Origin of the sequence: Maribacter sp. HS (assembly GCF_048059195.1) — a bacterium.
In the GTDB taxonomy this organism is placed as follows: domain Bacteria; phylum Bacteroidota; class Bacteroidia; order Flavobacteriales; family Flavobacteriaceae; genus Maribacter; species Maribacter dokdonensis.
Window position 1 is genome coordinate 1 of sequence record NZ_JAYLVV010000010.1, and the last position, 26323, is coordinate 26323.

At 35.5% G+C, this 26323-nt stretch carries 26 protein-coding genes and 1 other RNA gene; 5 read left to right on the plus strand and 22 right to left on the minus strand.

Annotated features, from left to right (window positions below):
• The 7 genes from VBZ51_RS17585 to VBZ51_RS17615 all read right to left on the minus strand — a co-directional run.
• Nucleotides 1–2567: PQQ-dependent sugar dehydrogenase (locus VBZ51_RS17585; protein ID WP_416577790.1), on the minus strand; the 2567-nt coding region annotated here is incomplete at its 3' end.
• A gap of 270 nt (nt 2568–2837) precedes the next feature.
• The gene (locus VBZ51_RS17590) at nt 2838–3368 is read right to left on the minus strand and encodes a 1-acyl-sn-glycerol-3-phosphate acyltransferase (protein WP_416577791.1); all 531 of its coding nucleotides are present in this window, start codon (nt 3366–3368) and stop codon (nt 2838–2840) included.
• 70 nt (nt 3369–3438) lie between these two features.
• A complete protein-coding gene (locus VBZ51_RS17595; protein WP_321827964.1) occupies nt 3439–4548 on the minus strand; it encodes an iron-containing alcohol dehydrogenase family protein in 1110 nt (369 codons plus the stop codon).
• Between the two features lie 23 nt (nt 4549–4571).
• Nucleotides 4572–5270: an HAD family hydrolase gene (locus tag VBZ51_RS17600; protein WP_416577792.1), complete on the minus strand. Its 699-nt coding sequence runs from the start codon at nt 5268–5270 to the stop codon at nt 4572–4574.
• On the minus strand, nt 5261–5974 hold the full coding sequence (gene kdsB / locus VBZ51_RS17605) for a 3-deoxy-manno-octulosonate cytidylyltransferase (RefSeq protein ID WP_416577873.1): 714 nt from the start codon (nt 5972–5974) through the stop codon (nt 5261–5263). Before kdsB ends, VBZ51_RS17600 begins: the two co-directional genes overlap by 10 nt.
• Before the next feature lie 26 nt (nt 5975–6000).
• Entirely contained in the window at nt 6001–6570 is a 570-nt protein-coding gene (locus tag VBZ51_RS17610) for a DUF4126 domain-containing protein (protein WP_058105787.1), read from the minus strand.
• Nucleotides 6571–6631: 61 nt separating this feature from the next.
• Complete coding sequence (locus VBZ51_RS17615; RefSeq protein ID WP_416577793.1) at nt 6632–8065, minus strand: ATP-dependent DNA helicase; 1434 nt, start codon at nt 8063–8065, stop codon at nt 6632–6634.
• Nucleotides 8066–8166: 101 nt separating this feature from the next.
• On the opposite strand from VBZ51_RS17615, the gene VBZ51_RS17620 reads away from it, so the two are divergent.
• The 3 genes from VBZ51_RS17620 to VBZ51_RS17630 are packed head-to-tail and all read left to right on the plus strand — an operon-like array spanning nt 8167 to nt 10167.
• The gene (locus VBZ51_RS17620) at nt 8167–8817 is read left to right on the plus strand and encodes a hypothetical protein (protein ID WP_058105785.1); all 651 of its coding nucleotides are present in this window, start codon (nt 8167–8169) and stop codon (nt 8815–8817) included.
• Nucleotides 8795–9631 (plus strand): DUF3822 family protein, encoded by an 837-nt coding sequence (locus tag VBZ51_RS17625; RefSeq protein ID WP_416577794.1) that lies wholly within the window; start codon nt 8795–8797, stop codon nt 9629–9631. The genes VBZ51_RS17620 and VBZ51_RS17625 overlap by 23 nt, the downstream gene beginning before the upstream one ends.
• Nucleotides 9631–10167 carry an RsmD family RNA methyltransferase gene (locus VBZ51_RS17630; RefSeq protein ID WP_058105783.1) on the plus strand — a complete coding sequence of 179 codons (537 nt, stop codon included), beginning with the start codon at nt 9631–9633 and terminating at the stop codon, nt 10165–10167. The genes VBZ51_RS17625 and VBZ51_RS17630 overlap by 1 nt, the downstream gene beginning before the upstream one ends.
• Here the strand turns inward: VBZ51_RS17630 and rnpB are convergent.
• An RNA gene (gene rnpB / locus VBZ51_RS17635) (RNase P RNA component class A) lies at nt 10166–10474 on the minus strand. The two genes, VBZ51_RS17630 and rnpB, sit on opposite strands and share 2 nt — an antisense overlap.
• 109 nt (nt 10475–10583) lie before the next feature.
• Here rnpB and VBZ51_RS17640 point away from each other — a divergent pair.
• A complete protein-coding gene (locus tag VBZ51_RS17640; RefSeq protein WP_416577795.1) occupies nt 10584–12455 on the plus strand; it encodes a DNA polymerase III subunit gamma/tau in 1872 nt (623 codons plus the stop codon).
• Here the strand turns inward: VBZ51_RS17640 and VBZ51_RS17645 are convergent.
• The 7 genes from VBZ51_RS17645 to VBZ51_RS17675 are packed head-to-tail and all read right to left on the minus strand — an operon-like array spanning nt 12450 to nt 19210.
• The gene (locus VBZ51_RS17645) at nt 12450–12797 is read right to left on the minus strand and encodes a transmembrane 220 family protein (RefSeq protein ID WP_058105781.1); all 348 of its coding nucleotides are present in this window, start codon (nt 12795–12797) and stop codon (nt 12450–12452) included. The genes VBZ51_RS17640 and VBZ51_RS17645 overlap by 6 nt on opposite strands.
• A gap of 6 nt (nt 12798–12803) precedes the next feature.
• Entirely contained in the window at nt 12804–14177 is a 1374-nt protein-coding gene (locus VBZ51_RS17650) for an alkaline phosphatase family protein (RefSeq protein ID WP_416577796.1), read from the minus strand.
• Between the two features lies 1 nt (nt 14178).
• Nucleotides 14179–15372, minus strand: a complete 1194-nt coding sequence (gene eboE / locus VBZ51_RS17655) for a metabolite traffic protein EboE (RefSeq protein WP_416577797.1) — start codon at nt 15370–15372, stop codon at nt 14179–14181.
• A gap of 5 nt (nt 15373–15377) precedes the next feature.
• Entirely contained in the window at nt 15378–16538 is a 1161-nt protein-coding gene (locus VBZ51_RS17660; protein ID WP_416577798.1) for a 3-dehydroquinate synthase, read from the minus strand.
• Nucleotides 16539–16545: 7 nt separating this feature from the next.
• Nucleotides 16546–17445 (minus strand): UbiA-like protein EboC, encoded by a 900-nt coding sequence (gene eboC / locus VBZ51_RS17665; RefSeq protein ID WP_416577799.1) that lies wholly within the window; start codon nt 17443–17445, stop codon nt 16546–16548.
• A 3-nt stretch (nt 17446–17448) separates the two neighbouring features.
• Nucleotides 17449–18357 (minus strand): TatD family hydrolase, encoded by a 909-nt coding sequence (locus tag VBZ51_RS17670; protein WP_082643017.1) that lies wholly within the window; start codon nt 18355–18357, stop codon nt 17449–17451.
• Nucleotide 18358: 1 nt separating this feature from the next.
• Nucleotides 18359–19210, minus strand: a complete 852-nt coding sequence (locus VBZ51_RS17675) for an EboA domain-containing protein (RefSeq protein WP_348427784.1) — start codon at nt 19208–19210, stop codon at nt 18359–18361.
• Between the two features lie 121 nt (nt 19211–19331).
• Between VBZ51_RS17675 and VBZ51_RS17680 the strand changes: the two genes are divergently transcribed.
• On the plus strand, nt 19332–19913 hold the full coding sequence (locus VBZ51_RS17680) for a tRNA-(ms[2]io[6]A)-hydroxylase (RefSeq protein ID WP_074669671.1): 582 nt from the start codon (nt 19332–19334) through the stop codon (nt 19911–19913).
• A gap of 8 nt (nt 19914–19921) precedes the next feature.
• Here VBZ51_RS17680 and VBZ51_RS17685 read toward each other — a convergent pair whose 3' ends face one another.
• From VBZ51_RS17685 to VBZ51_RS17715, 7 genes are all read right to left on the minus strand, one after another.
• Complete coding sequence (locus tag VBZ51_RS17685) at nt 19922–20812, minus strand: Ppx/GppA phosphatase family protein (protein WP_074669672.1); 891 nt, start codon at nt 20810–20812, stop codon at nt 19922–19924.
• 12 nt (nt 20813–20824) lie between these two features.
• Nucleotides 20825–22891 (minus strand): polyphosphate kinase 1, encoded by a 2067-nt coding sequence (gene ppk1, locus VBZ51_RS17690; protein WP_416577800.1) that lies wholly within the window; start codon nt 22889–22891, stop codon nt 20825–20827.
• Nucleotides 22888–23376, minus strand: a complete 489-nt coding sequence (locus tag VBZ51_RS17695) for a SixA phosphatase family protein (RefSeq protein WP_416577801.1) — start codon at nt 23374–23376, stop codon at nt 22888–22890. Before VBZ51_RS17695 ends, ppk1 begins: the two co-directional genes overlap by 4 nt.
• Nucleotides 23377–23386: 10 nt before the next feature.
• Nucleotides 23387–24034, minus strand: a complete 648-nt coding sequence (gene pdxH, locus VBZ51_RS17700) for a pyridoxamine 5'-phosphate oxidase (RefSeq protein WP_416577874.1) — start codon at nt 24032–24034, stop codon at nt 23387–23389.
• Nucleotides 24035–24112: 78 nt separating this feature from the next.
• Nucleotides 24113–25018 (minus strand): ribonuclease Z, encoded by a 906-nt coding sequence (locus tag VBZ51_RS17705; RefSeq protein ID WP_416577802.1) that lies wholly within the window; start codon nt 25016–25018, stop codon nt 24113–24115.
• Nucleotides 25019–25060: 42 nt separating this feature from the next.
• Nucleotides 25061–25393: a ribonuclease Z gene (locus tag VBZ51_RS17710; RefSeq protein WP_416577803.1), complete on the minus strand. Its 333-nt coding sequence runs from the start codon at nt 25391–25393 to the stop codon at nt 25061–25063.
• A gap of 1 nt (nt 25394) precedes the next feature.
• Entirely contained in the window at nt 25395–26321 is a 927-nt protein-coding gene (locus tag VBZ51_RS17715; RefSeq protein ID WP_058105770.1) for an aspartate carbamoyltransferase catalytic subunit, read from the minus strand.
• Nucleotides 26322–26323: the final 2 nt, after the last annotated feature.

The following is a 26323-nucleotide window of genomic DNA, read 5'->3' on the forward strand; positions in this document are numbered from 1 at the left end:
TACTCGTTGAATCGAGTAGGCGTATAATAATTCTCCGTCACGGGGTCGTACAAAATCGCCTCCATGGTTCCCCGACCTCCGTCGACACTTCCTCCAAGGACGGCATCATCCAACAGTGCTAGGTTGACCTCGGGATCTGGTTCGTTATAACCATCTGTATTCGGTTCAACATTTAGTTGATCAATCCATTCTTTTAATAACGCTACTCCTTTTTCATCAACCTTACCCTTAGCTATAGGAGGCATCATTATTCCTGGAACTAAATTGTTTGCCCTTTGATAAATTTGAGATTTTGAGGCATCTCCTGGAAAAATAATTTTTTGATCTGAACCTAACCCTTCTATAGGTTCATTAACGCCAGCAGTAATTAAACGTGTTTGTGCAAGGGTGTTACTTAATCGTAAATCAAAAACTGGACGAAGGTTATTTGCAGGTTGATGACAATAAGCACAATTTAAATCGAGATAAGAACGTGCTTTTTCTTCTAAACCAGCATCTTGGTCATCAATTGATATATGTGTAAGAAAATCTGAAGTATCACCATCGTCGATAAAACGGTCCAATATACCTAAATAACTTAATGTTACTAGTTGATTGCCGATTACGCCATTGGGAGTATGAGATGAGTAATCATAATTACTGTTTAAATAACGTGTCCTTACTCCTAAAGTTCCTTTAGAAGCTTCATTATGGCAGTTCAGACAATCATTCAAAGAAGGGTAATTCCATATTTCTGTTCGAGTTCCACCCCCTACTTCAGTAATTGTAATTGGTTCTTGATCACCAGCACTCATATTAACAAGATAGGCTTCTGTTTGTTCTTGGTTCCATTTGTATGACAAATATGTCCAATCACCATTACTATTTTTTACAGAAAAACGGGTTTCTACTTTTTTCGTAATTGCTGGATTGTTATCATCTACAGGATAATCAAAATGCTTAATTAAAACAGACCCAACAGGAAAGATCCATGCACCATCTTCTGAAAATTGAATCTGTTCTTCCGCAGAATTGTGATTACCATTGTTCGGTATTGCTATCCAACGTTTTTTATATGCGCCATCAGACCAAAAAGAATCTATTAAATCGTATGGTACAAAACCATCGGTTACCGTAAGATTCTCTAAATCTACAAAAGCTCCTGTTTCTGAAAGCTTTCGAGGCATAGTATCTTCTGTTCCTGGCGCTACAAATCGATATAATGAGACATTGTTACCCTGTACTAAATAATAGATATTTCTATCTGTACCTTCTCCAAAAGATATTGGTCTTTTAGGCAAAGTTCCAATTACTTCATAGCTTCCACTACTAATGTCAACTGAAAAAATTTTTCTAGTAACCCAATCTGCGGCAATAAATTTACCAATAAATGAGGTGTATATCTCTCCTCTATAAACATTACCCCCTATAATAGAACCAGCATCTGCTCTAGAAAATGCCGTTAAGGGAAGCTCATGCGCCATATCATTTAACATTTCTATATTACACTGATTAAAAGGTCCAGGAACTTCACCTTCCCAAACAGGCCATCCATAATTTTTCCCTCTAGACACTATATTAATTTCATCATGTGTACTTTGCCCTACTTCACCAATAAACAACTCTCCTGTCTGAGAATCTTTACTCATTCTATGAGGGCTTCGGTTACCTACCGTATAATATTCCTCGAAATTATCACCTGAAGTACCAACGAAGGGATTGTCATTAGGAATCCAATATAAACGACCCGTCAATTCATCTGTTTTACCTGCATCTTCAGGCATAGTTCGTATTGGAGGGTGGCTTTTAGATGCATCCATATCAACATCAATACGCAGTACACCTCCGTCAAGATTATCAATCATATTTTGAGCATTTACAGCCCTACCTTGCTCTCCAGTGGCTATATAAAGAAACCCATCATTTCCAAATTCCATTGCCCCGCCTCTGTGTGTTGAATTTAACATACGGCGACGCATCATACGTTTTTTAGAATTTGCAATAAAACTCATATTCATAGGATTTACTTCAAATCTATCTAAATGAATATAGTTTCCATGAAAATTAGCGAGATCACAACCATACGTTCCATTACCTCCACTGCTTAAAGTACTATCTCCTGTTTCTGATTCCGTTGTGTAATATATATAAATGAAATTATTCCCAACGGTACCAAAGTTGGGGTGAATTTCCAACCCTAAAAGACCCCCATCCCAAACTTCAAGATCCGGAGTAACAGCATCACCAACTTCATCTGAAAAATCAATCAAAAGATTCTTATTTGAAACATCTTGATTATCATCCATCCAAAAAATCTTACCGTCTAATTGACCTACCACAATCCGGGTTTGACCAGGAACAGTGGTATAAGTTAAGGGCCAATCAAATCTAATGTTAGGGTAGGCTATCTCATAAGGTTCTCCATTAAGATTAACATCAGGAAAATTACCATTTAGAAAAGAGTCTATTGCCTTTACTTCTGTAAACCCTGGTCCAAAAAACATAGAACCAAAACTCAAGGACACTGAAATCACTGCAAAACCAGCAGCTATTTTTAACCAACCACTTACCCCCCTTTTTATTTTCATTTAGATATATTTAAAGAGATATCCATCAACAAAACTTATTGTCAACAAACATCATATGAGACATTAAAATGTAGGGGAAAGTCAATTAATCAATTGACTCAATTAAAATTACAACAGTATTAGATTAACGAAAAATTAACATCTTAATACCAGATGAAAGACTAAAAAAATCGATAAACGACAACATTTTTAGTAATTATAAGTAAAGTATTATTCTAATTAGTAAACAGAGCATTGCCTACATTAGCATACTAAAGTTTTTGATAACATTTACACATGCTTCCCCTCCACCCCATCAAAAAAAGCGTGATACTGTTTAAAATCAGCTTCTTTATCCTCTGTGGGTGTCATCGGGTCTGAAAGTTTTATCTCTTTCTTACCATAATCAAAAGCAACTAAAACGATAGGCACATTTGCGGTTTTGGCTATATAATAAAAGCCAGTCTTCCATTTTTCAACTTTTTTTCGGGTGCCTTCCGGAGATAGTGCCAATCTAAATTTTTGCCGTTCACTAAATATATATGCTGTAGCCTTTACGGTATCACTATTTTTTGTGCGATCAATTGGCGCACCACCTGTCCACCTAAAAAACCAACCGAAAGGAGCTTTAAACAGACTCTTCTTTCCTACATAGTTTATCTCTTCTTGCCAAACCGCTCGTATCAACAACCCCAATAAAAAATCCCACCAACTGGTGTGTGGCACTACGATGGCGACAAACTTATCTAAATGTGATGGAAAAACTCCGTTTAGCTTCCACCCCAATAATTTAAAATAAATAAACTTTGCTATTTGCTGCATACTATTTGGGTATTGACCTGCCTATTTGGCAAAGCCTCATATTATAATGTAAGAGGTAATTTAAATGAGACTATATCTTTTGATAAATAGCCTTAAGCTTTTCTGGGGTGATAATAGTTTTCCACTGCGCTCCTAGGGCATTTTCCCAAAGTGGCGCCATACCTAAAGCAACGGTAACCATTATATTCATTTCCGAGTCAGTCAATTTAGAGCAAATTCCTTTTGGCAATACTATATTATGCTTTTCCAACATTGCATTGAACAACTGTACTCCTTCAGGATAAAACTCTTCTAAATATTGAAAAACCAAGCAATTTCCTATTCCGTGCTTTACTCCTAAAACATAACCTAGACCATAACTCATGGCATGTGCAACACCTACTTGGGAATAAGCTATACTCATACCACCATGCCACGATGCCATCATTAATTTTTCTCTACTATCGGATGCTTCGATATCTTTTAAAAATACTTCTTTGCAAAGTTCTAAAGACTTTTCGCCATAGCTTTTACTAAATGCATTTAAAAAAGTACCATTAAGTGATTCTATACAATGAATAAAGCAATCCATCCCCGTATAAAACCATTGCTCCTTAGGCACACCAACGGTTAAATCCGGATCTAGAATTACTTGATCAAAAGTGGTGTAATCTGAATTGATTCCCAACTTCTTTTCGGGGCCCATTAAAACCGTAGTTCTTGAAACTTCAGCTCCCGTACCGCTAATAGTGGGAATACCTACATGATATATTGATTGCTTATTCACCAAATCCCACCCTTGATAATCTGATGCACTCCCTTTATTAGTGAGCATGATCGCTACAGCCTTTGCCAAATCCAAAAGTGTACCGCCCCCAATACCTATAATACCAGAAGGAAGCTCTGTAAACTTTTCCTTAATCATAGAAACCAATGCATCTACTTGCTCTGTTTTTGGTTCTTCATTGGCTGAAATAAGAATAATTTGATCACAAAATATACTAGGTATTCTATTGATCAATTCTGTATTTTCAAAAACATCATCAACCAAATATATCATTGGTGCTTCAGAATGTTTTCTCTTTGGCATCAAAATATCTCCAAGAGTATCAAAACTACCCACACCATAGACCACTCTAGGTACCATAGGAAAATTACGGAATTCTTGTGATGCTTTGGTCGGTATATTGCTCTTTGCCATCTGTTTGTTCACCTGCATTTTCATTAAACGTATTTCAGTACATCGGTCAAAGTAGACATTGTCATATAACCATTATTATCTACAACCTCCGTTACTTCTTCATGCTGCCATGTGGTATGAAAAGGTATATGAACCGCTCTTGCTCCAATATTCACAAGTGGTAATACGTCTGACTTTAAAGAGTTTCCGATCATTAAGAACTCGTCCGGTTCTATTTGTAAGTGCTCTAATAAATCACTGTAGTTTTTCTCTTTCTTATCACTTAACACTTCTACATGGTGAAAATATTCTGATAAACCTGACCGCTCCAATTTACGCTCTTGATCCAAGAGATCACCTTTGGTCAGTACAATTAAACGATATTTGTCCTTTAAACTTTGAAGTACTTCTTCCACCCCTTCTAATAATTCAACGGGTTGTGTTATCATTTCTTTACCTAAATCTAAAAGTGCACTTACCGTTTTAGGAGCAACTTGATTATTTGAAAGCTCCAACGCACATTCGATCATAGAAAGTACAAATCCTTTTATGCCATAACCGTAAAGGTCCAAATTTTTAATCTCAGTTCTAAAAAGCTCTTGATCTATTTTATTCTTAGTTTCATACTTCTCTAAAAGATTGGTAAATTTATCTTCAGTATCCCTAAAATAAGTTTCGTTTACCCATAGGGTATCATCTGCATCAAAACCAATTACATTAATTCCATCAAAATTTATTTCCATGCCTTCTGCGCTTTCTTTAAGTCTTCAGGTGTATCTATTTCTATGCCCTGAACATTGGTTTCTACCATTTTTATTTTTTTACCATATTCCAAATAACGTATAGCCTCAATTTTTTCGGTAGCCTCTAATTGCAGCATTGGCAGTCGTTGAAAATCCATCAAAGCACTCTTTCTAAAAGCGTAAATACCTTTGTGCTTATAATAGATAGTATCCTTGTTTTTTGCTCTTGGATAAGGTATTGGCGATCTTGAAAAATACAGTGCAAAATCCCTATTATCTACGATTACCTTTACCGTATTTGGGTTATTAATTTCCTCCTCATCTGTGATTTTAACCATTAACGATGCTAAGTCAATTTCTTTATGCACGTCATCTTCAAACACCTGCATTACACCCTCAAGACTTTCACGATCTGTAAATGGTTCATCGCCTTGTACATTTACAATAATATCCACGTCCATTTGCATTACTGCCTCGGCAATACGATCGCTGCCACAATCATGTTCTTTAACACTCATGATAGCCAAACCACCTTCCCTTACAATGGTATCATAAATAACCTGGCTATCGGTAACCACATAAACTTCATCAAAAAGCTTTGTATGTACTGCAGCTTGGTAAGTTCTTAAAATGACCGGTTTGCCAGCCAAATCCTGCATTAATTTTGCAGGAAATCTCGATGCCGCATATCGGGCAGGAATCATTGCTATTTTTTTCAACTAAATATATTTTAAGTATTAGCCTTTGGTCGTAATTTTCTGTAAATCCTAAAAATGATCACTAATATGATAATGACCAAAACGGCTGCTAATATAGGTGCAAATATCGAGGCAACGGACACTACTGCGGCAGTACCTGTTTCAACGGTAGTAATTACCGGGTTGGCCAGACCTCCGGTGGTAGCCGTGGATGCCAATCTGCCCGTGGCACCAGCACCCTTAATTGCTGTTGCGGTACCACCGCCTGCAATAATTGCCAATGACCACGTTATTACGGGATCTAGATCAGCCACTGTAGATACCATTACGGCAGTACCTGCTATTGCTGCCAATGGCACGGCTATACTATCCAGTAAATTATCGAACCAAGGAATAAAGTAGGCAAAAATTTCAAGTAAGGTTGCCACGCCCAATGTCAATACGGCAACTAGACTACCTATCCATTGCCAATTATCATTTAGTTCCCATACTCCAAAATAAGATGCCAAACTTAATGCAAACAATGGTAAAAACACCCTGAACCCAACAGATGCTGCTAATCCTACCCCTAAAAAAATGCTTAAAATCGTATCGGTTGTCATGTTGATCTCACTATGGAAAAGACTCCTTTTCCGTGTCCATAAATACTAAAATAATCTTTTCTTAATCAAGAAAAAAATCACCTTTAAAACCTATAAGGTACAATTTATTCTTTGCTCTGGTTACCGCTGTATATAACCATCTTAAATATTCCTTATCAATACCATTTGGCAAATAAGGTTGTTCTACAAATACAGTATTCCATTGCCCACCTTGAGATTTATGGCATGTTATAGCGTATGAGAATTTAACCTGTAAACCGTTAAAGTATTTATTATTCTTTACCCCTAAAAATTTCTTATACTTTGAAGTTTCATGGGCAAAATCCTTCATTACTTCTTGATAAAGCCTATTGCCGTCTTCATAAGATAGCGAAGGAGATTCTGCTGTTATAGTATCTAACAACAATACCGTTTCAAATGGCGCCATGTTGGGGTAATCTACCATTTTCACCTTTACTTCGGCAAATTTGAAAGTATAAATTTCTTTGATATCGAATATTTCCAGTATTTCAATAATATCTCCATTAGCTATAAATCCAGCTTCAGAGCTTGGCTTTAACCAATAGTAATTATTTTTTACCACCATCATAAAATCACCAACGGCAATATCATTCTCTAGATAAAGAATACGTTCGCGTATATTCTGATTGTACAAGTTTGCTCGCTTATTTGACCTAACTATAAATGCCGTCTCTTCTTTTCCGTTCTCCGCATACGAACTATCTATGGCTTCCTGTATTTCATTGCCATCTATTAATCTTACAATATCTGTAAAGGGGTCTACATCAAATTTAAAATCTTCAAAAAAATCGCTTTGCAGTTGCTCTCGCAATAACGTAGCGTTCGCCAATATACCAGAATCTCCCGCTTGTCTTACCACTTCGCTTAGTTCTAATCTAACGACTTCCTTATTATAATTTAAGGAAAGTTTATTACCATCTAATGCCGGACTCAACACCAAATGAACTGGTGGTAATTGTGCCGTATCACCTATTAGCAACAACTTGCACTTATGTCCTGAATAAACGAACATCATTAAGTCATCTAAAAGGGACCCGTTTTCAAATAACTTTGAATCTGCAGCGGTATCGGGAATCATTGAAGCCTCATCGACTATAAACAAAGTATCTCTATGTTTATTGGGTGCCAACACAAATTGCACTCCACCGCCACTTTGCTTTTTTGGAAAATATATTTTTCTGTGAATGGTAAATGCCTGCGTATTCGAATAGTTGGACATCACTTTTGCAGCCCTACCAGTAGGAGCCATCAACACAGCTTTCTTTTGAACTTTCCACAAACTATTGACCAAAGTGCCAATTAAAGTAGTTTTTCCGGTACCGGCATAGCCTTTTAATAAAAAAACTTCATCTTTAACTGTTGACAGGGCGAATTCTGCCAATTTTTGCAAAGCCACTGATTGTGTGGCAGTTGGTGAATGAGGAAATTTATTTTCTAGTATAGTATAGAAAGAAGCGGGTGTTATTGGTTTCATGAGCCCCCAAAGATAAAGATGATTTTTAGGCTAAAAACTTTTACCATTAAAAAAAAATTGTAGATTTGTGAAGACCACTAAATAAAAATAACACATACGAAATGAAGACCGTAATACAAATTGTACTTTGGATTGGATGTATCGCTTTAGGATACTTTATTTACAACTCCATTACCGGACCAATCAAATTTAAAGAGGTAAAAGAAGAGCGTTTTGCACAAGTTATTGCTAAACTAAAGGATATTAGAAATTCTCAAGAGGCTTACAAAACTGTTAATGGCAAGTATGCAAATGATTTCAATAGTCTTATTCGTTTTATCGATACCGGTAAATATGTAATTACACAGCAAAGAGATTCTTCATTTATGGAGTTCGATAAAGCTTACGGTATTGACATGTTAAGAGAGGTGAAAATTATTGATACATTAGGTTTTGTTTCTGTAAAAGATTCTCTTTTTAAAGCAGATACCAGATATAAAAGCTTAATGGAAGTACCTACAGCTGCAAACGGAGAAAAATTTACAATGAAATCCGCCTTTGTAGAAAAGAGTGGCTATAAAGCACCTGTTTTTGAAGCTAAAGTTGACAAAGAAGTAGTACTATACGATCAGCCCAAAGATTTATTGGCTCGTGAAAAAGCCGCATTAAGTGTAGAAGAGGTTAATGGACCGTCTATTAAAGTAGGTTCTCTTGAAGATGTTAGCACAACTGGTAACTGGCCTGCTATTTATGACAAAAAAGAAAAGAAATAATAGCTTAAATATAGCGGATAAAAATTTTAAGAAATTGTCCATTCAGGTTAGCTTGAATGGACTTTCTTTTTGTGTGGCAGATACTGTTTCACAAAAATTATTGCTATCTGATAGGGTTGATTTCGCATTTGAAAAAAACCCTATGGAAGCAAAGGATGAACTGCATAAATTATTTCTGAAACATGATATAGAAAATATGCAGTTTGACGAGGTGGTTACAGTTCATAGAAACACCCTCTTTTGTTTAGTTCCTAAATCATTGTTCAATGCCGATAATTTATACGAGTACTTAAAGTTCAACACCAAAATTTTGGCAAACGATATTTTGGCTTATGACGAAGTTGAAAATCATGATCTAGTAATTGTATATGTGCCTTACGTAAATATCAACAATTATATTTATGATCTTTTCGGTGAATTCCACTATATGCATAATGGCACGGTACTGCTACAATCTTTAATGAACAACCAAACACAAAACCAAGAAACTACATGCTTTGTACATGTTAGCAAAGACCAGCTGGACATTACGGTTTTGAACCAACGTAAATTAATGCTTTACAACAGCTTTAAATACGACACCAAAGAAGATTTTGCCTATTACCTGTTATTTGTTTTAGAACAGCTGGAGTTAGACCCTAAAACAGCAATTGTAAAACTTTTTGGAGATATTGAAGAAGATGATACAACTTTTAAATTATGTTACAATTATATACAACATATTAGCATTTTCGCTCCCTCAACCCAACAATTAATAAAACTTGGAGAACCATCTTCAAGTTCTTTAGACTTCACGCTCATTAATACTATATAATGCGAATAATTTCAGGAAAGCACAAAGGTCGTAACTTAATAGCCCCTAAAAAATTACCTGTAAGACCTACCAAAGACATGGCCAAAGAAAGCTTGTTCAATATTTTGAACAATTCTTACTACTTTCCTGATTTGAAGGTTTTAGATCTTTTTACCGGTACCGGAAACATCAGTTATGAGTTTTCATCTAGAGGCGTAGATGATGTACTTGCCGTTGATGCCCATGGTGGTTGTATAGATTTTATAGACAAGACGGTTTCCCTATTAGATATGAACATTAGAACTTTAAAAAGTGATGTCTTTAGTTTTTTACAGCGAAATACCGAAAAATTCGATATCATCTTTGCCGATCCATTTTACGATATGGAATTTACCGATTTTGAAAAATTACCTCAGTTGGTCTTTGAAAACGACCTTTTATTAGAAGACGGTGTTTTAATTATTGAACACTCTAACCGCACCAGCTTAGCAGAATTACCTTTCTACAAAAACTCACGAAAATATGGTGGTAGTGTTTTTAGTTTTTTTGAAAAATAAAAAAAGCAGACCATAAGCCGGATTCTGTATCCTAAAATCATTAGAACTCCTTATCATTTATCTAGGTAAAGGGTTACCCCAGTACTCTAACCGCCTACCCTTCGGCTTGGGCGTGCAGCCCTTAAACACCGATTTACATGACGTTTCACCGTATAGAGTTTACCTGGTTTCACTACAGCCTAACTGTACTTGCTTTCTGTTGCACTTGTCCTCGCCTTTCAACGGACGGGCGTTACCCGCTATACTGCACTATGGTGTCCGGACTTTCCTCTCCCAATTGCTTGGCAGCGATAAGGCGGTCTGCTTTGCGCAAATGTACTGCAATTGTTGATAACTAAAGATGATCTGTAACCTTAATTCTCGTAAGTATTCCAAGCTATATTTATATTTGTAATAGAATAAACGAGAGTAACATTTTGGAACCTTTTATCGTATCGGCACGTAAGTATAGACCTCAAACATTTAAAGATGTTGTAGGTCAACAATCTATAACCAATACTTTACAAAATGCCATTGACCAAAATCATTTAGCTCAAGCGCTTTTATTCTGTGGTCCTAGAGGTGTAGGTAAAACAACTTGCGCACGTATTTTGGCAAAGCAAATAAATTCTGATGGCACAGAACAGGAGAATGAAGATTTTGCGTTCAATATTTTTGAGTTGGATGCCGCTTCTAACAACTCAGTGGACGATATTAGAAATTTAATTGACCAAGTACGCATACCACCACAAGTAGGTAAATACAAAGTTTATATTATTGATGAGGTGCATATGCTATCTCAATCTGCTTTTAATGCTTTTCTTAAAACATTAGAAGAACCGCCAAAGCATGCTATTTTTATACTAGCAACCACAGAAAAGCATAAAATTATACCTACTATTCTTTCTAGATGTCAAATATTCGATTTCAAAAGAATTACGGTTAAAGATGCCGCTGAATACTTAAAATATATAGCAGAAAATCAAGGAATAAATGCGGAAGATGATGCACTACATATTATAGCCCAAAAAGCTGATGGTGCCATGAGAGATGCCTTGTCCATTTTTGATAGAGTGGTTAGCTTTTCTGGATCTAATTTAACACGTAAAGCAGTTACAGAAAACTTGAACGTTTTAGATTACGATACTTATTTTGAAGCCACTGATCTAATATTGGAACATAAGATTCCAAATCTACTTTTGCTTTTTAATAAAACATTGTCTTTAGGTTTTGACGGACACCATTTTATATCCGGTTTAGCATCTCATTTTAGAGATTTGATGGTATGTCAACACCCAGACACCATTACTTTATTAGAGGTAGGCGAAGAAGCCCAACAATTATATAGAGAGCAAAGTAAAAGGACATCTCCTTTCTTTTTATTACAAGGGCTGAATATTGCAAATGATTGTGATTTAAAGTACAAAACAAGTAAAAATCAACGCCTTCTAGTTGAATTGACACTTATGAAACTTGCCTCTATCGATTTTGATGGAGAAAAAAAAAATCCTGAATCAGTAGCACTTCAAAATAAGACCATTGATTTTATTGCTCCTTCAGCATTTTACAAACAGATTCCAAAAGTTGCTAGTTCTTCAAACCAGACTATAGAGAAATCTGTTGAGAATAATAATACCGAAACGGTAAGTACCAAAGCAGAACCGGCAAAAGATAGTATTTCTTCTGAAACAAAAACAGCGGCAACTATTGATCACACTAGTACAGAAGAAACTAATGTAGTTTCAAACCCACAAGTTAAATTAGAAGAAAAGAAACCAGAGCCACTTAATACTCCGGAAACCAACGATATAAAGGATGATAAAAAGATTAAAATCAATCGTCCCTCCAAAAGGGTATCAGGTCTTTCAATTAAAAGTCTAAACGCCAAAAAACAGCACGAACTCAACAGAATTGAAGTCGTTATCGATGAAAAAAATCTACCAAGAGAAAATTTTACCGAAGAAGATTTACGCAAGCATTGGGCTGATTTTATAGAAATTATAGATAAAAAAGGGCAGAAAATTTTAGCATCAAACTTACACACCGATGTCCCAAAACTTAAGGAAGATTTTAAAATTCATATTGAGCTTCCTAACAGTACAATGAAAAAGGAGATTGAGCGCGAACAGTTTGAGCTAATGGAATATTTACGTGCCAAATTAAACAATCACTTCGTACACCTAGATATTACGGTGAATGAAACAACAGCAAAGAAATTTGCATTTACTCCTGAAGAAAAATACGAAAAACTAAGAGAGAAAAACCCTGTGATCGATTTATTGAGACAAGAGTTCGATTTAGATCTATAGCGTTCTCTTTATTCTAAAAGCGAATACTAAAAGAACCACCGAAATTATCAATAACCCAAAAGCTTCCCTTCCCAATTCAACTGTTTTAATATCTCCATCATTTAAATCAAAACCTTGAAAATCTGACGGATACAAATAAACAAAACCTATAAAAGCAAATACACCCAATACCAGCGGCACAACAAACTTAACTTTTTTCAATGCAAATAATAACGACACTAAGGCCGCTATACCATACACGATAATCCAATGTAAAGAATCTGGATCATTGTACTGCAACACTGCACCTATTGCAAATAAAATTGCAAATACAAATCCTAATGTTTTAAATAATACATTCATCTAAATTCAGTTTAATAGGTGATCTTCAATAAAATCACGTACCTGTATTGCACTAATAGTTTGATCGTTCTTCCCAGAGCTATGATTACTTATAAAAATTGGATAGTCTTCAACGTCTTCTGTTATACGACCATGAGAACCCTTTATTAAAGTGGCATCTATTGGTATAATATCCATTACCGTTCTAAAGCCCATTTTTTTCTTTATGAGCTTTCCAACAACTTTTGCCATAACCAACTTATCTTTTGGATCGGTCATCATTTCAACAGGGTCATACCCCGGTTTTTTATGAATATCAACCATTCTGGCATAGTCAGGTGCCTTGGCATCATCCAACCAAAAATAATAAGTAAACCATGAGTCTTTATCCGCTACTACTACAATATCACCACAGCGGTCGTGATCAATATGGTAGTCCTTTAAATCTTCATCATATAACACTTTCTCTACACCTTCAACTGCTTTTATCAATGTAGCTACCTTATCAATATCCTTGTCATTTTTACAATACACATGGGCAATTTGATGGTCTGCAACAGCAAAAGCATCACTTTGACCAGCATCTAAAAGCTCCAGTCCACGCTCCTCACGTATAGCTATATATCCTTCTTTTCTTAATATTCTATTGAGATGAATTGGCTTGTTTACATTTGTAATTCCATACTCGGAAAGAAGTATCACCCTAGTGTCTAAAGACTCATAATGTTGTACCAACTGTTTTACTACAGCATCTATTTCATTTAAATCTTTAGAAATTATTTTAAAATCAAGACCATAACGTTGTAAGTTGTAATCTAAATGGGGTAAATAAATCAATGTAAGATCAGGATTATGTTTCTTATCCGTCAACAAAGCTGCATCTGCGATCCATTTAGATGAGTTGATGGTAGTTTTTGGTCCCCAGAATTCAAAAAGCGGAAATGTACCTAATGTACTTTGCATTTCATCCCTTAATTCAGCAGGATATGAATATACATCTGGAATTTTTCTGCCATCTGCCAAATAATTAGGTCTTGGTGTAAGACTAAAATCCACGTTGCTATACATATTGTACCACCAAAAATGGTTGGCACAAGTAAAATTGGGATATTTTTCTTTGAGATCGTCCCATATTTTTGGTTGTTCTACCAGTTTGTTAGACTGTCTCCAAAACTTTATTTCACACTCATCTTTAAAATACCAACCATTACCAACTATACCATGTTCAGATGGCCATTTACCGGTTACATAGGTAGATTGAACAGCACATGTAACGGCAGGTAGCACAGGCTCTATGTATGATGCCTGCCCTCTCTCTAAAAATGATTTTATAAACGGTGTATGTTCACCTATCAATCGTTTTGTTAACCCAACTACATTAATGACAACCGTTTTCTTCATATTACATGTGTGATTTAAGCCACTCTAGTTCTCGTATTATTGACACTGATAAATCCTGTTTTAAATCTGTTGGGAGTACATCCCATGTATAAGTCTCTACCTCTAAATGCTCTGAAATTGGGTCTTCTTTAATATATGCTATTGTTTTTAGAATATGATCTTGTGTAGAAAACAGTTCACCATATTTTTCCAAGAATATAGGCACGTGATAATGGGCCCTTAGTTCTTCATGATTTCTATCCCCTTCCAATACCAAAGGTAAATCACTATAAGTCTTAACCTCTCCGTCTAATTTTTCGGTTACCTGATGTAAATAGGTAGGCTCATTAAATTGTGAAAGCTCTTCCCAAATTCGTTCATCATTGCTACCGTTAAAAATAATTTTTAACGCTGCACTTACTTGAATTTTACCAACTTTTATACTATTTGCCTTGAACTTGGCAAACGTATCGGTAGGTTCTTCATAAGCCAATGAAAAATGGCAAACATCATAACAAACCGTAATATATTTCTTAATTAAAGCTTCTGCCTCATCTGCATTTAAACCTAATTCCTGCTTAAAATAAGCTCTACCTATAGGAACCAAGTAATCCGCATAAAACAACAAAACCTCATCGCTATTTTCTAGCAAACCATCTGGTTCAGGTTCAATATCCAAATGCAAATAGTTTCCTGTATCTTGTTCAATTTTGAACAATTGCTTGGCAACTTCAAGCATATTCTTAGCACCGGCTTCAAATGCATTTTTTGTTTCCAAAAGGGTCTTATGCCAGTATTTATATGTGATTGGAGATGTTGAAATTCCGCCATTCAATCCCGCGGGAATTAATTCTGAAAGTTGACGAAACAATCTTTTGGTATAATTTAAGCGGTCATCTGTAGTCCAGTCTGGTGCATGTACCAAATCCTTTACACGCTCGTCATGAAAATTTCCATAAGGAAAACCATTCATGGTAAACACGTACAAATCATTATCATTTAACCACTTTTTAAAGTCGGTCAAATTACTGCCCATGTCAAGCTCTTCGCTGGCTTTATTTGATAGGCGCAGTCCTAAACCAAAAGCTTGATTCTTTGAAACTTCATTTTTTATACCAAGCACATGACGCTTAATACTTTCAAAAGTATTTTTCCAATCTTGCCCAGGGTGAATATTTGTACAATATGTTAGGTGAAGGTTTTTTTTCAGTTGCATTGCATTTAATTTAATGCGAATTGATGATTAAGTTTAGTAATGGCCTTGGACATTAACTCCATATCAATAGTATGTACGTCGTACTTTACGCCCAAATCAGAAATAAGGGTTATTGTCAATTGCCCCCCTAAATGCTCTCTAAACTCTTCTATACCGTTTAATAACTGCTCAATTTTATCATTGCTCTGCACCGGGAGTGATAAATCAAAACCAATAGCGATCATTACATCCAAAATGTGCTGCAAATCTTCTTCAGAAATCAATCCAACTAACTGCGCATAGGTAACATCTAATGCGATGCCTTTGGCTACAGCTTCACCATGTCGCAACTCATAATTGGTCATGAATTCCATTTTATGTGCAGCCCAATGTCCAAAATCCAGAGGTCTAGACGATCCGGATTCAAATGGGTCTCCACCTTGTGCAATATGATGCATGTGCATTTCGGCACATTTGTAAATAACATACTGCATAGGCTCCATTTCCCTATTTTTTAATGCAACTGCATTATCGGCAATATATTTAAAAAAGGTTTTATCCTTGATCAATGCCACTTTAATGGCTTCGGAAATTCCGGAAATCCAATCGCGCTGTTCTAGGGTTTTAAGAAAATCACTGTCGTTAATAATGGCGAACGGCGGTGCAAATGTTCCTAGAAAATTTTTTTTCTTAAATGCATTTACACTGTTCTTTACCCCTACTGCAGAATCGTTCTGTGATAATACCGTTGTAGGTATTCTTATCAATTTAACGCCTCTATGTGCTATAGCTGCCGCATAACCGACCATATCAATTACAGCACCACCACCAATGACTACCACAAAAGAATGACGACAAATTTTATTATCGTTTACCCCTTTTAACACTGATTCAATAGCCTTATCACTATTCTTTACTTGTTCTCCCCCTGGCAACACTAAAGTGTCGGTATATTTTATAGTTTGCCGGTGTGCTTTACAATAATCTTCAATTTGAGGTATTAAAGTGGGATGATGATGTTTAACTCCGTCATCTAAAACAAACAATAGTTTTACAGGTTCAAAATCTTTATAGTCCGCAATTAAGTTTACGAACATTTGATTTTCTAAAGCAAATAGTCCAGAAGTAAAATATAATTGATAATCATACTGTACTTGAAAAGACTGTTTTATAGGTTGTAATTGCATACGTATTTTATGTTACTGCAAATAATTTTGACAAAAGCATGGATAATGGTAATAATAATAAAACGGCCAATGCCAAATACCAATTAGAAAAACCGGCCACCCAGCAAGCGTTCATCACAATTAGTGACAATACACCTCCCATTACAGCTTTCTTAATGTTTTTGGGTGAATTTACTTTATATGCTTTGATTAAAGGCGAATAAATTAAAAACCCAAACATTAATATAAACGGTAATAGCACCAAGAGATTGTCTTTCTGTTGCATTACAATTAACGTAATGGATAGAATAACTATTGCGTATAAGATACCTGCCCAAACAATATGTTTTTTATTATCTCCGTGCACCTCTCCTCTACTGATCAATGTGATGGCAAAAATATAGACAACAGGAACCAATGAAATGTACCAATGTGTTAGGTTTCCAAGAATAGACATACCCATTAAAAGATTTAATCCACGGCAAATTCCCATATTTAAGGGACCAGCAAACCCAAATTGTTTAAAGTAGCCATCATATGTTAAAATAGCCACGGTTAAAGCAACAGATATTAAACCTGATAATACGGTAGTCTTAAATGCCAATGTTATACCGATCAGCATGAGAATTGTACCAAAATAAATAGCTTCTTTTTTGGGTACAAGTCCACTTGGAATTGCCCTCTCCGGTCTTTCGACCGCATCTAGATCTGCATCGAAAACATCGTTAAAAACCACTCCACCTGCATATAAGGCAATTGATGAGAAAACCAAAGAAAGTACATTGCCGCTCTGCCCACTCATAAAATTAAGCACTACTATATCCTTAAGATATAATATAATGGCAATACCTGCCAATATATCCGCTGCGGCAGTTGGCAAATTCGCAGGTCTTGCCAAACGAGCAAAACCCATTAACTTTTCTTTCATTTGTTAAATGATTTGATCTTCGTCAATACGAGGTTTTTGCCCCCTAAGAACACTATTATCATTAAAAAGTTGCGATTGATTAATACTATCTGGCTGCAACCAATGCGCTTCTTTCATTTTACCATTTTTACTAAAAGCATCTAATGCATTTTGATAGCAGGTTTTTCTAACATCTTCCATAGACACACCTCTTTTTAGCATTAAAGATGCTGTTTTTGGCACTGCTAAAGGGTCACTTACACCCCAATCTGCCGAACTATCCACTATAATATTATTACTACCATATTTCTTAACAACTTCTACCATACGCTCGTTGCCCATTTTTGTTTTAGGATAAATGGTAAAAGCAGCAATGAAACCACGGTCAAGAACCTCTTTTACCGTTTCTTCATTGTTATGATCAATTATTACATTGGCAGGATCTAAACCATGCTCCAAACATACCTCCATACTCTTTATGGTTCCTGCTTTTTTATCTCGGTGCGGCGTATGTACCTGTACGGTCATATTAAGTTCTTTAGCCATATCTAGCTGCATTCTAAAAAACTTATCCTCTGCAGGTGTTTGATCGTCATATCCAATTTCACCAATAGCGACCACATTTTCTTTATGCAAGTACAACGGTAACAATTCTATTACCTGTTCTGCCAAAGCCTCATTATTTGCTTCTTTTGAATTTAAACCGATAGTGCAATAATGTTTTATACCAAATTGACTGGCCCTAAAAGGCTCCCAACCTACCAAACTACTAAAGTAATCTTGAAAAGAACCTACTTGGGTTCTTGGTTGACCCAACCAAAAGGATGGTTCTATTATTGCTACAACTCCCGCTGCTGCCATTGCTTCATAATCATCTGTTGTTCTTGACGTCATGTGTACATGCGGGTCAATGATCATCATTTTATCTTCCATTCTATTGTTGTTTTATCGTGTTCCAAGTTGTATGCCCATCGGCAATTTTATGTTTTAGCTCTGGCTTACCGTTCAATAGCGCAAGGGCTTTTTCGTTTTCCGAATAATAACAGCAAAGAGCTCCGGCTAAATTTTCTACAACATCATCACTGTTAAGTAATGTCTTCATATCACCCAAAAGCTGCTCATTTAAAAATTTTGAAACAGGTCTCCAGAACAATGGATCTATTTTTCTACCTGCAGCCCATCTTTCATGTGCATAATCGGATATTATTCTAGCTAAATCCTCATTAGCTCTTTCATCAATGGATGCTATTTGCGAAAGGTCTCTTTCCATAAAAGCCGCCTTCAAAAACATTTGATTCCATTGTTGATCATTAAAATATTCTGCCGGATACGGATTGTTCAATGAAATAGCATCAAAAATCGTTGCAATATTAGTTCTTAACGCTTCTACAGCTGTCTGTTTATATGCCTCTGGGTTGGGTAGTAAAACCAAATACTTTAAAAAGGTTTCTAATTCACCGGTATCTGCCACTTGTATAATATTGGCAACCTTTGGTGTATAAAATTCAATATCTTGACTTAATACCTCTGCTAAAAAATAAATACGTGACACCTGTAGCATAGTTGCCTTGTGCCCACTTAAATAGCGCGAACTCGTTGTATCCAATGCATCAAATGATATTACGTTTGCAGCATCAAATTTTACATTTAACAGACTATAGGTCATAAATAAATCTTTAGAAGATTTATTTTCTTTTAAACTTTCAATTTTACCTTTTAGCCATGCGACACTATCTGGTGCCCCGTATGTGTTCAGTATATTTTGAATATCTATTGGATTATGCATTTTTGTTGTTTGGATGGTCTCTACATCAAAAATAATTATTATTCATCAGGAAGCGGTCTAGGTTTTTGATTAAAATTCGTTAGGTCTTTAAATTCTTTCTAATTTTGAAAAAAAGAGAACTATGTTAGGCTTAAAACTACCAACCGATCCAAGATGGGTAAACATTGTTGAGAAGAATATTGATGAAATATTGACAGATCATGCGTATTGTGAGCAAAAAGCCGCAAGTACAGCAATATCACTCATTGTATCTTTCCCTGAATATACTGAACTTGTTGAGGAAATGATAGCCTTATCAAGAGAGGAAATGGGTCATTTTAAAATGGTACACGACCTTATTTTAAAGCGAGGAAATGCGCTGGGCAGGGATCGTAAAGATGAATATGTTATAGAACTTATTAAATACTTTCCAAAGGGCGGTAGTAGAACCACCCAATTAGTGCATAGATTATTATATGCAGCTTTAATTGAGGCGCGTAGTTGTGAACGTTTTAGATTATTATCCGAAGAACTGGAAGACAAAAAACTAGCCGAATTTTATCACAAGTTAATGATCAGTGAAGCGGGGCATTACACCATGTTCCTAAAGTTTGCTCGTAAATATGGGGACCTTGAAGAGGTGAACAAAAAATGGAACAGTCTTTTAGAATATGAAGCCCAGATCATGAAAGACCTAGGCAAAAAAGAAAGCATTCACGGATAGAACGCGGCTTATTTAGCTTCTGAATAATACAAATCTTTTATAATACCATCTGAAAGTCCAATTTTGGGAACATGAATTTTCTTTGCCCCGCTCCATTTTGCGGCCGAGAGAAAAATTTTGGTTGCAGGAATTATAACATCTGCCCTATCTGGATTTAATCCTAGTTCAGACACCCTATCATCATAACTTAGACTGTCTAAAAAATGATATTGCGCGTTCAACCAAATGTAAGAAAGTGGCTCACCTTCTTTTCTACCTGATAGTTTATGCAACTTATTAATGTTGCCTCCGGACCCTATAATCGATAATTTTGGTTTATCCTTTAAAATTGTTTTGATCCACTCCTCTAGTTTATTCCAAGTTTCCGGTTTAACCATATTATTTAAAAGTCTTACCGTACCCAGCTTAAACGACTTGCTCACTTGAATTTTACCATTAGAAAACAAGGTAAACTCCGTACTACCACCACCAACGTCTATATACAAATAGCATTGATCATCTTTAATCAAGTTTTTTAAGTCTGTAGAAGCTATAATAGCAGCTTCTTGTTTACCGTCTATTAAATCTATTTTGACCCCAGATTCCTTTACGATCTTCTCAATTATCTCGTTACCGTTATTGGCTTCCCTCATTGCAGATGTAGCACATGCACGGTACCTTTCAACACCCGACACTTCCATTAAAAGCTTAAAAGCTTTCATGGTCTTTATTAAACGGGCTTCATTTTGTTCAGAAACTTCACCAACGGTAAAAGAATCTTCACCTAGCCTTACAGGTACCCTTACCAATGCACTTTTTCTAAATTGAGTCTTTTTACCCTTATCCTCAATAACATTGTGTGTTAGCAATCTAATAGCATTGGAGCCTATATCAATTGCCGCAAATTTTCTTACTTTCAAAAAATACTTTTTTTAAGATTCCTGTTTTTTAGCATAATAGTCGTACGTAGCAAACTGAGATCTTATTTTAGGTATGGAAGATTTACGGTATGCATTGTCTTGTTTTTCATTAAACACACGAGCTTTCATATTGTCTTTCCAACAGATATCAAACGTATCCATCAATTCCTTTTTTATATCCTCATCATAAATTGGGCAACCAACCTCAACTCTATAATCAAGGTTTCTAGTCATCCAATCTGCAGATGATATATACATTTTAGTATCGCCACCATTTGCAAAAGCAAAGAAACGAGTATGCTCTAAAAACTTATCTATAACACTTATAGCTTCTATGTTTTCACTCATACCCTCAACCCCTGGTATTAAGCAACATATACCTCTTATGATCAACTGGATCTTTACCCCCGTTCTACTCGCCTCATACAGTTTATCTACCATTTTGTAAGAGGTAAAACTGTTCATTTTTATTTTGATAAAAGCCACTTTGCCCTGCTTGGCATTTGCTATTTCATTATCAATTAATTTCATAAACGCATTTTTGGTATAATGCGGAGATACTATAAGATGTTTATACTTGTTGATCTTGTAGGTAGTCTCAAAAAAGTCAAAGACTTTATTCAACTCTTTTAGTATAGAATCATCTGCCGTAAATAGAGTAAAATCAGTATAAATTCTTGCGGTAGATTCATTAAAATTACCTGTACTCACAAAACCGTATCGCTTTAAAGCTCCATTTTCTTCGCGCTCAATTAAACATATTTTACTATGAACCTTTAGCCCTGGAACACCAAATATTAATTTAACCCCTTCAGACTGTAACTGCTCTGCGTATTCAATATTTGCCTGCTCATCAAAACGTGCCTGAAGCTCAATTTGAACGGTTACTTGTTTACCATTTTTAACCGCGTTGATCAAACTTGCAGCAATTTGTGAGTTACTTGCCAGTCTATAAACCGTAATCTTTATGGAACGTACTTTTGGATCAAGTGCAGCTTCACGTAAAAATTTTAATACATAGGTAAACGTATGGTAGGGTGTGTACTGCAAATAATCTTTTTTGGCTATACTCTCTAAAATACTACCTTCTACACTAAGCCCCTTTACCGGTAACGGAACTATCTTGTCATATAAAAGATCTTTTCTTCCCAAGCTTGGAAAACCCATATAATCTCTTCGGTTATGGTATCTACCACCTGGTATTACACTATCCGTATCTTCTATGTTCATCTTTTCCTTTAGAAAAGTCAAGGTGTCCCTGCCAATACTTTTATCGTATACAAAGCGAACGGGATCACTTATTTTTCTATGCTCTACACTAGATGAAATTTTTTCAATAAAACTTTTACTAAGGTCGTTGTCAATATCAAGTTCGGCATCTCTTGTTATCTTGATCATATGAGCAGAAATAGATTCATACTCGAACATGGTAAATATATTGCCAAGACAGTACCTAATTAGATCATCTAGTATTATGATATAACTTTTATCTCCTTCATCTGGCAATACAATAAAGCGATCAATTCCCTTGGGTATTTCAATTAAGGCATATCTTTTCTCTTTTCTACTATCATCACTCTTAATGACCATTTTTACAGCTAAATACGCTGCAGTGTCTTTCAGGGTAGGAAAACGTGTTAAATCATTTAAAATGATAGTCATTAATTGCGGGCTCACTTCCTTTAAGAAATAGGCCTTCACGAAATCCTTTTGATTATCGTTTAATTCCGTTTCCTTGATAATGAATATATTCTCCCCTTCCAACTCATGTTCAATTCTTCTAAGAATTGATAAACTTTTTGTTTGCTGTTCAATAACGATATTCGTAATCTCCTCTAGAAGATCTTTTGCCTTTTCTCCCCCAAGTACACTTTTACCGGTTTTACCAGCTTCTACAATACGCTTAACCGTTGCATAACGCACCTTGAAAAACTCATCTAAATTATTTGAGAAAATACCTAAAAACCGTAATCTTTCAATTAATGGCACATTCTTATCTGCACTTTCCTGTAGTACACGCTCGTTGAACCATAACCAACTTATTTCTCTATTTACGTACTGATTGTTGTTTTTTATCATGCTTTTAATTGCTTCGGAAATATGGTTTGTATTGTTGAACCCTGAGTAATAGCGGCCCATGAATTTTCTTTAAACTGTAATTGAACAAAACCGCTGGTGGGCACATTATCTATATGTTTATCTCCCAACGAATTTGCTAAATAGGTAAAGGCATGATTATGCCCAAAAATGAGAACATTTTCAAAAGTATCCTCTAATTGTTTTATAAACTTAAAAACCTGATCACCTGAGAAGTCGTACAAACTTGAATCTATACCACAATTATTTAAAGGATGACCAATAATTCTAAGACAAATCATACAAGTATGAAATGCCCTGTTTGCGGGGCTAGTATATACTTTATCTATTTTAATATCTTGTCTGGCAATTTCCATAGCAACCAAATGGGCATCATTAACCCCTCTTTGCAATAGTGCCCTATCTTGATCACTAACATTTAGCTCCCAAGAAGACTTACCGTGGCGCATTAAAAATAGATTCTTCATGTTAACATATTTAAGGAGCCAATCGTTCCATTTTCCAATCAAATTCACTGGTAAGGGTGTACCTAATTCGATCATGCAGTCTATTAGGTCTGCCTTGCCAAAACTCTATAGATAAAGGTCTTACCAAATAGCCACCCCAATGCTTAGGCCTTTCTATTTCTTTACCGTTATATTCTTTTTCCAACTTAGCCAATTTATCTTCCAATACGGCTCTGGAATCAATTACAGTACTTTGATTTGATACCAATGCCCCTAATTTACTTCCTTCAGGTCTTGACTCAAAATAACCATCAGAAAGATTTTCGGGCAATTTTTCGGCAACACCTTTTATGATTACTTGGCGTTCTAAGTTTGCCCAAAAAAAGGATAGACAGAGATTTGGGTTTTCATTAATAGCTTTTCCCTTTTCGCTATTGTAGTTCGTATAAAAGATAAAACCCTCATGAGTATATTTCTTAAGAAGTACTACCCTACTTTTGGGAAAACCATCTAAACCTACCGTAGAAACCGTCATAGCATTGGGTTCATCTACCCCATCGGAATTTTCAACCTCATAAAACCATGTTTGAAATAGCTGTATTGGATTATCAGATATACTATCTTCTACCAACGCACTTTTCTCATAGGATTTTCTATAATCACCTAAATCTTTCTGCATCATTTTCGTGTTAAAAACAAGATAAACAAAGTTCTAAAAAGAAAGGAAAATAAACGTTATAAAAACGTATTAAAAGGTTTAAAAATCGAATGTCTTACCATCATCAGCAAGAACTACATTAGGAAAAATAGTTGAAGCTTCTTCTTTAAACAATGCTATTGATTTATAGCGAGTAGAGTAATGACCTAACACTAAGGTTTTTACATTAGCTTTTTTTGCTACCATAGCGGCTTGTTTAGCGGTAGCATGCTTGGTTTTCACGGCAAGATCGGTCTCTGTTTCCAAAAATGTAGATTCATGATATAAAACATCTACATTTTTAATCTTTTCAGCCAAACTTTCATCATAAACGGTGTCACTACAAAATGCATAAGATTTTGGCTCAGGCGGATCAAAGGTTAATTCACTATTGGATACAATAGTACCATTATCCAAAGTTATATTCTTTCCGTTTTTTATATTGTTATAGTAAGCTTTGTCAATCCCATACTTTTCTGCCGCAGTAACATTCAGCTTTCTCTTGCCTAATTTTTCCCTGAACAAGTAGCCATTTGTATATACCCTATGATCTAATGGTATGGTAGTTACACTTATCTTATCATCCTCAAAGATAAGCTCCTGTTCCTTACTGGTAAGTTCATGAAATAACAATGGGTAGTTTGTCCAAGAATCTCCCAATTTCAAAAGCAATGTAATAGCCTCTTTAATTCCTTTGGGGCCGTATACATGAAGTGCTTTCTCCCTACCCAATAATCTCATGGTAGAAATAAAACCTGGGAGTCCAAAAAAGTGATCTCCATGTAGGTGAGAAATGAAAATATGGTTTATTCTTGAGAACTTTATTTTATGCCTTCTAAGCTCTACCTGGGTTCCCTCACCACAATCAATTAATACAACTTGATTGTTAATTTCTAAAACTTGTGACGTAGGATTAGTAAGCGTTCTTGGTGTTGCCGCATAACAACCCAATATAGTAAGGCGCATAAAATAAGTACTTAAGTATTCTTATCTGTGCTTTGCGTATTGTTATATACCCAAATCACGTTCTATTTCTTCCATTTCAACAACATCTCTAGCTTCTTGTAGGGTTGGCACAAGATTAATTTCTTCAGGAACATCATCGTAAGACACTTTATCCGATACCAAAACGAACGACTGTCCGTTCTTTTTATGCATTCTTGCTACTTCTAAAAATGAGATAACATTATAAGGTGTCAACTTTGAGAAGCTTAACAAGTCTAACACTAAATTATCGTTTTTTAATTTTGCATATTCTTTCAGCAAATTCTCTAAAAAACGCTCAATTGAAATTTCTTCTTGAGATACAATAATCAACGATTCTTCTTTAGTAAAAATCATATTATTTTATTTTAGATGCCAATAAATAAATTACCGCCATACGAATAGCAACTCCGTTTTCAACCTGATTTAAGATTATAGATTGCTTGGAATCTGCCACATCACTTGTAATTTCCACACCTCTGTTTATAGGACCTGGGTGCATTATTACAATTTCCTTATCCAAGCTATCAAGCAATTTTTTATTCACCCCAAATTGTTGGGTATACTCTCGTGTGGTCGGGAAATAACTTATATCCAATCTTTCGTTTTGTATACGCAGCATATTAGCTACATCGCACCACTCTAAAGCTTTTCTTAAATTGGTTTCTACACCGACCCCTAAAGATTCTATGTACTTAGGAAGCAATGTTTTAGGACCACACACCTTAACATTTGCTCCTTGTAATTTTAACGCAAAAATATTTGAAAGGGCTACCCTTGAATGAAGAATATCACCAACTATCACTACATTTTTGCCTGCTACGTCTCCTAATTTTTCACGTATGGAGTAAGAATCCAACAATGCTTGTGTTGGATGCTCATGTGCACCATCACCAGCATTTACAATTGATGCATTTACGTGTTTGGATAAAAATATGCCCGCACCAGGGTTAGGATGCCTCATCACCACCATATCTACTTTCATAGATAGAATGTTATTTACCGTATCTATTAAGGTTTCACCTTTTTTAACCGAAGACTGACTTGCGGAAAAATTAAGCACGTCTGCAGATAAACGCTTTTCCGCCAATTCAAAAGACAGTTTAGTCCTAGTACTGTTCTCAAAAAATATATTGGCAATGGTAATATCTCTAAGCGAAGGCACTTTTTTAATAGACCGGTTGATCACCTCTTTAAAATGATCGGCAGTTTCAAAAATAAGCTGAATATCGGTTTCCTTTAGGTATTTAATTCCCAGTAAGTGTTTAACACTCAGTTCGCTCATTT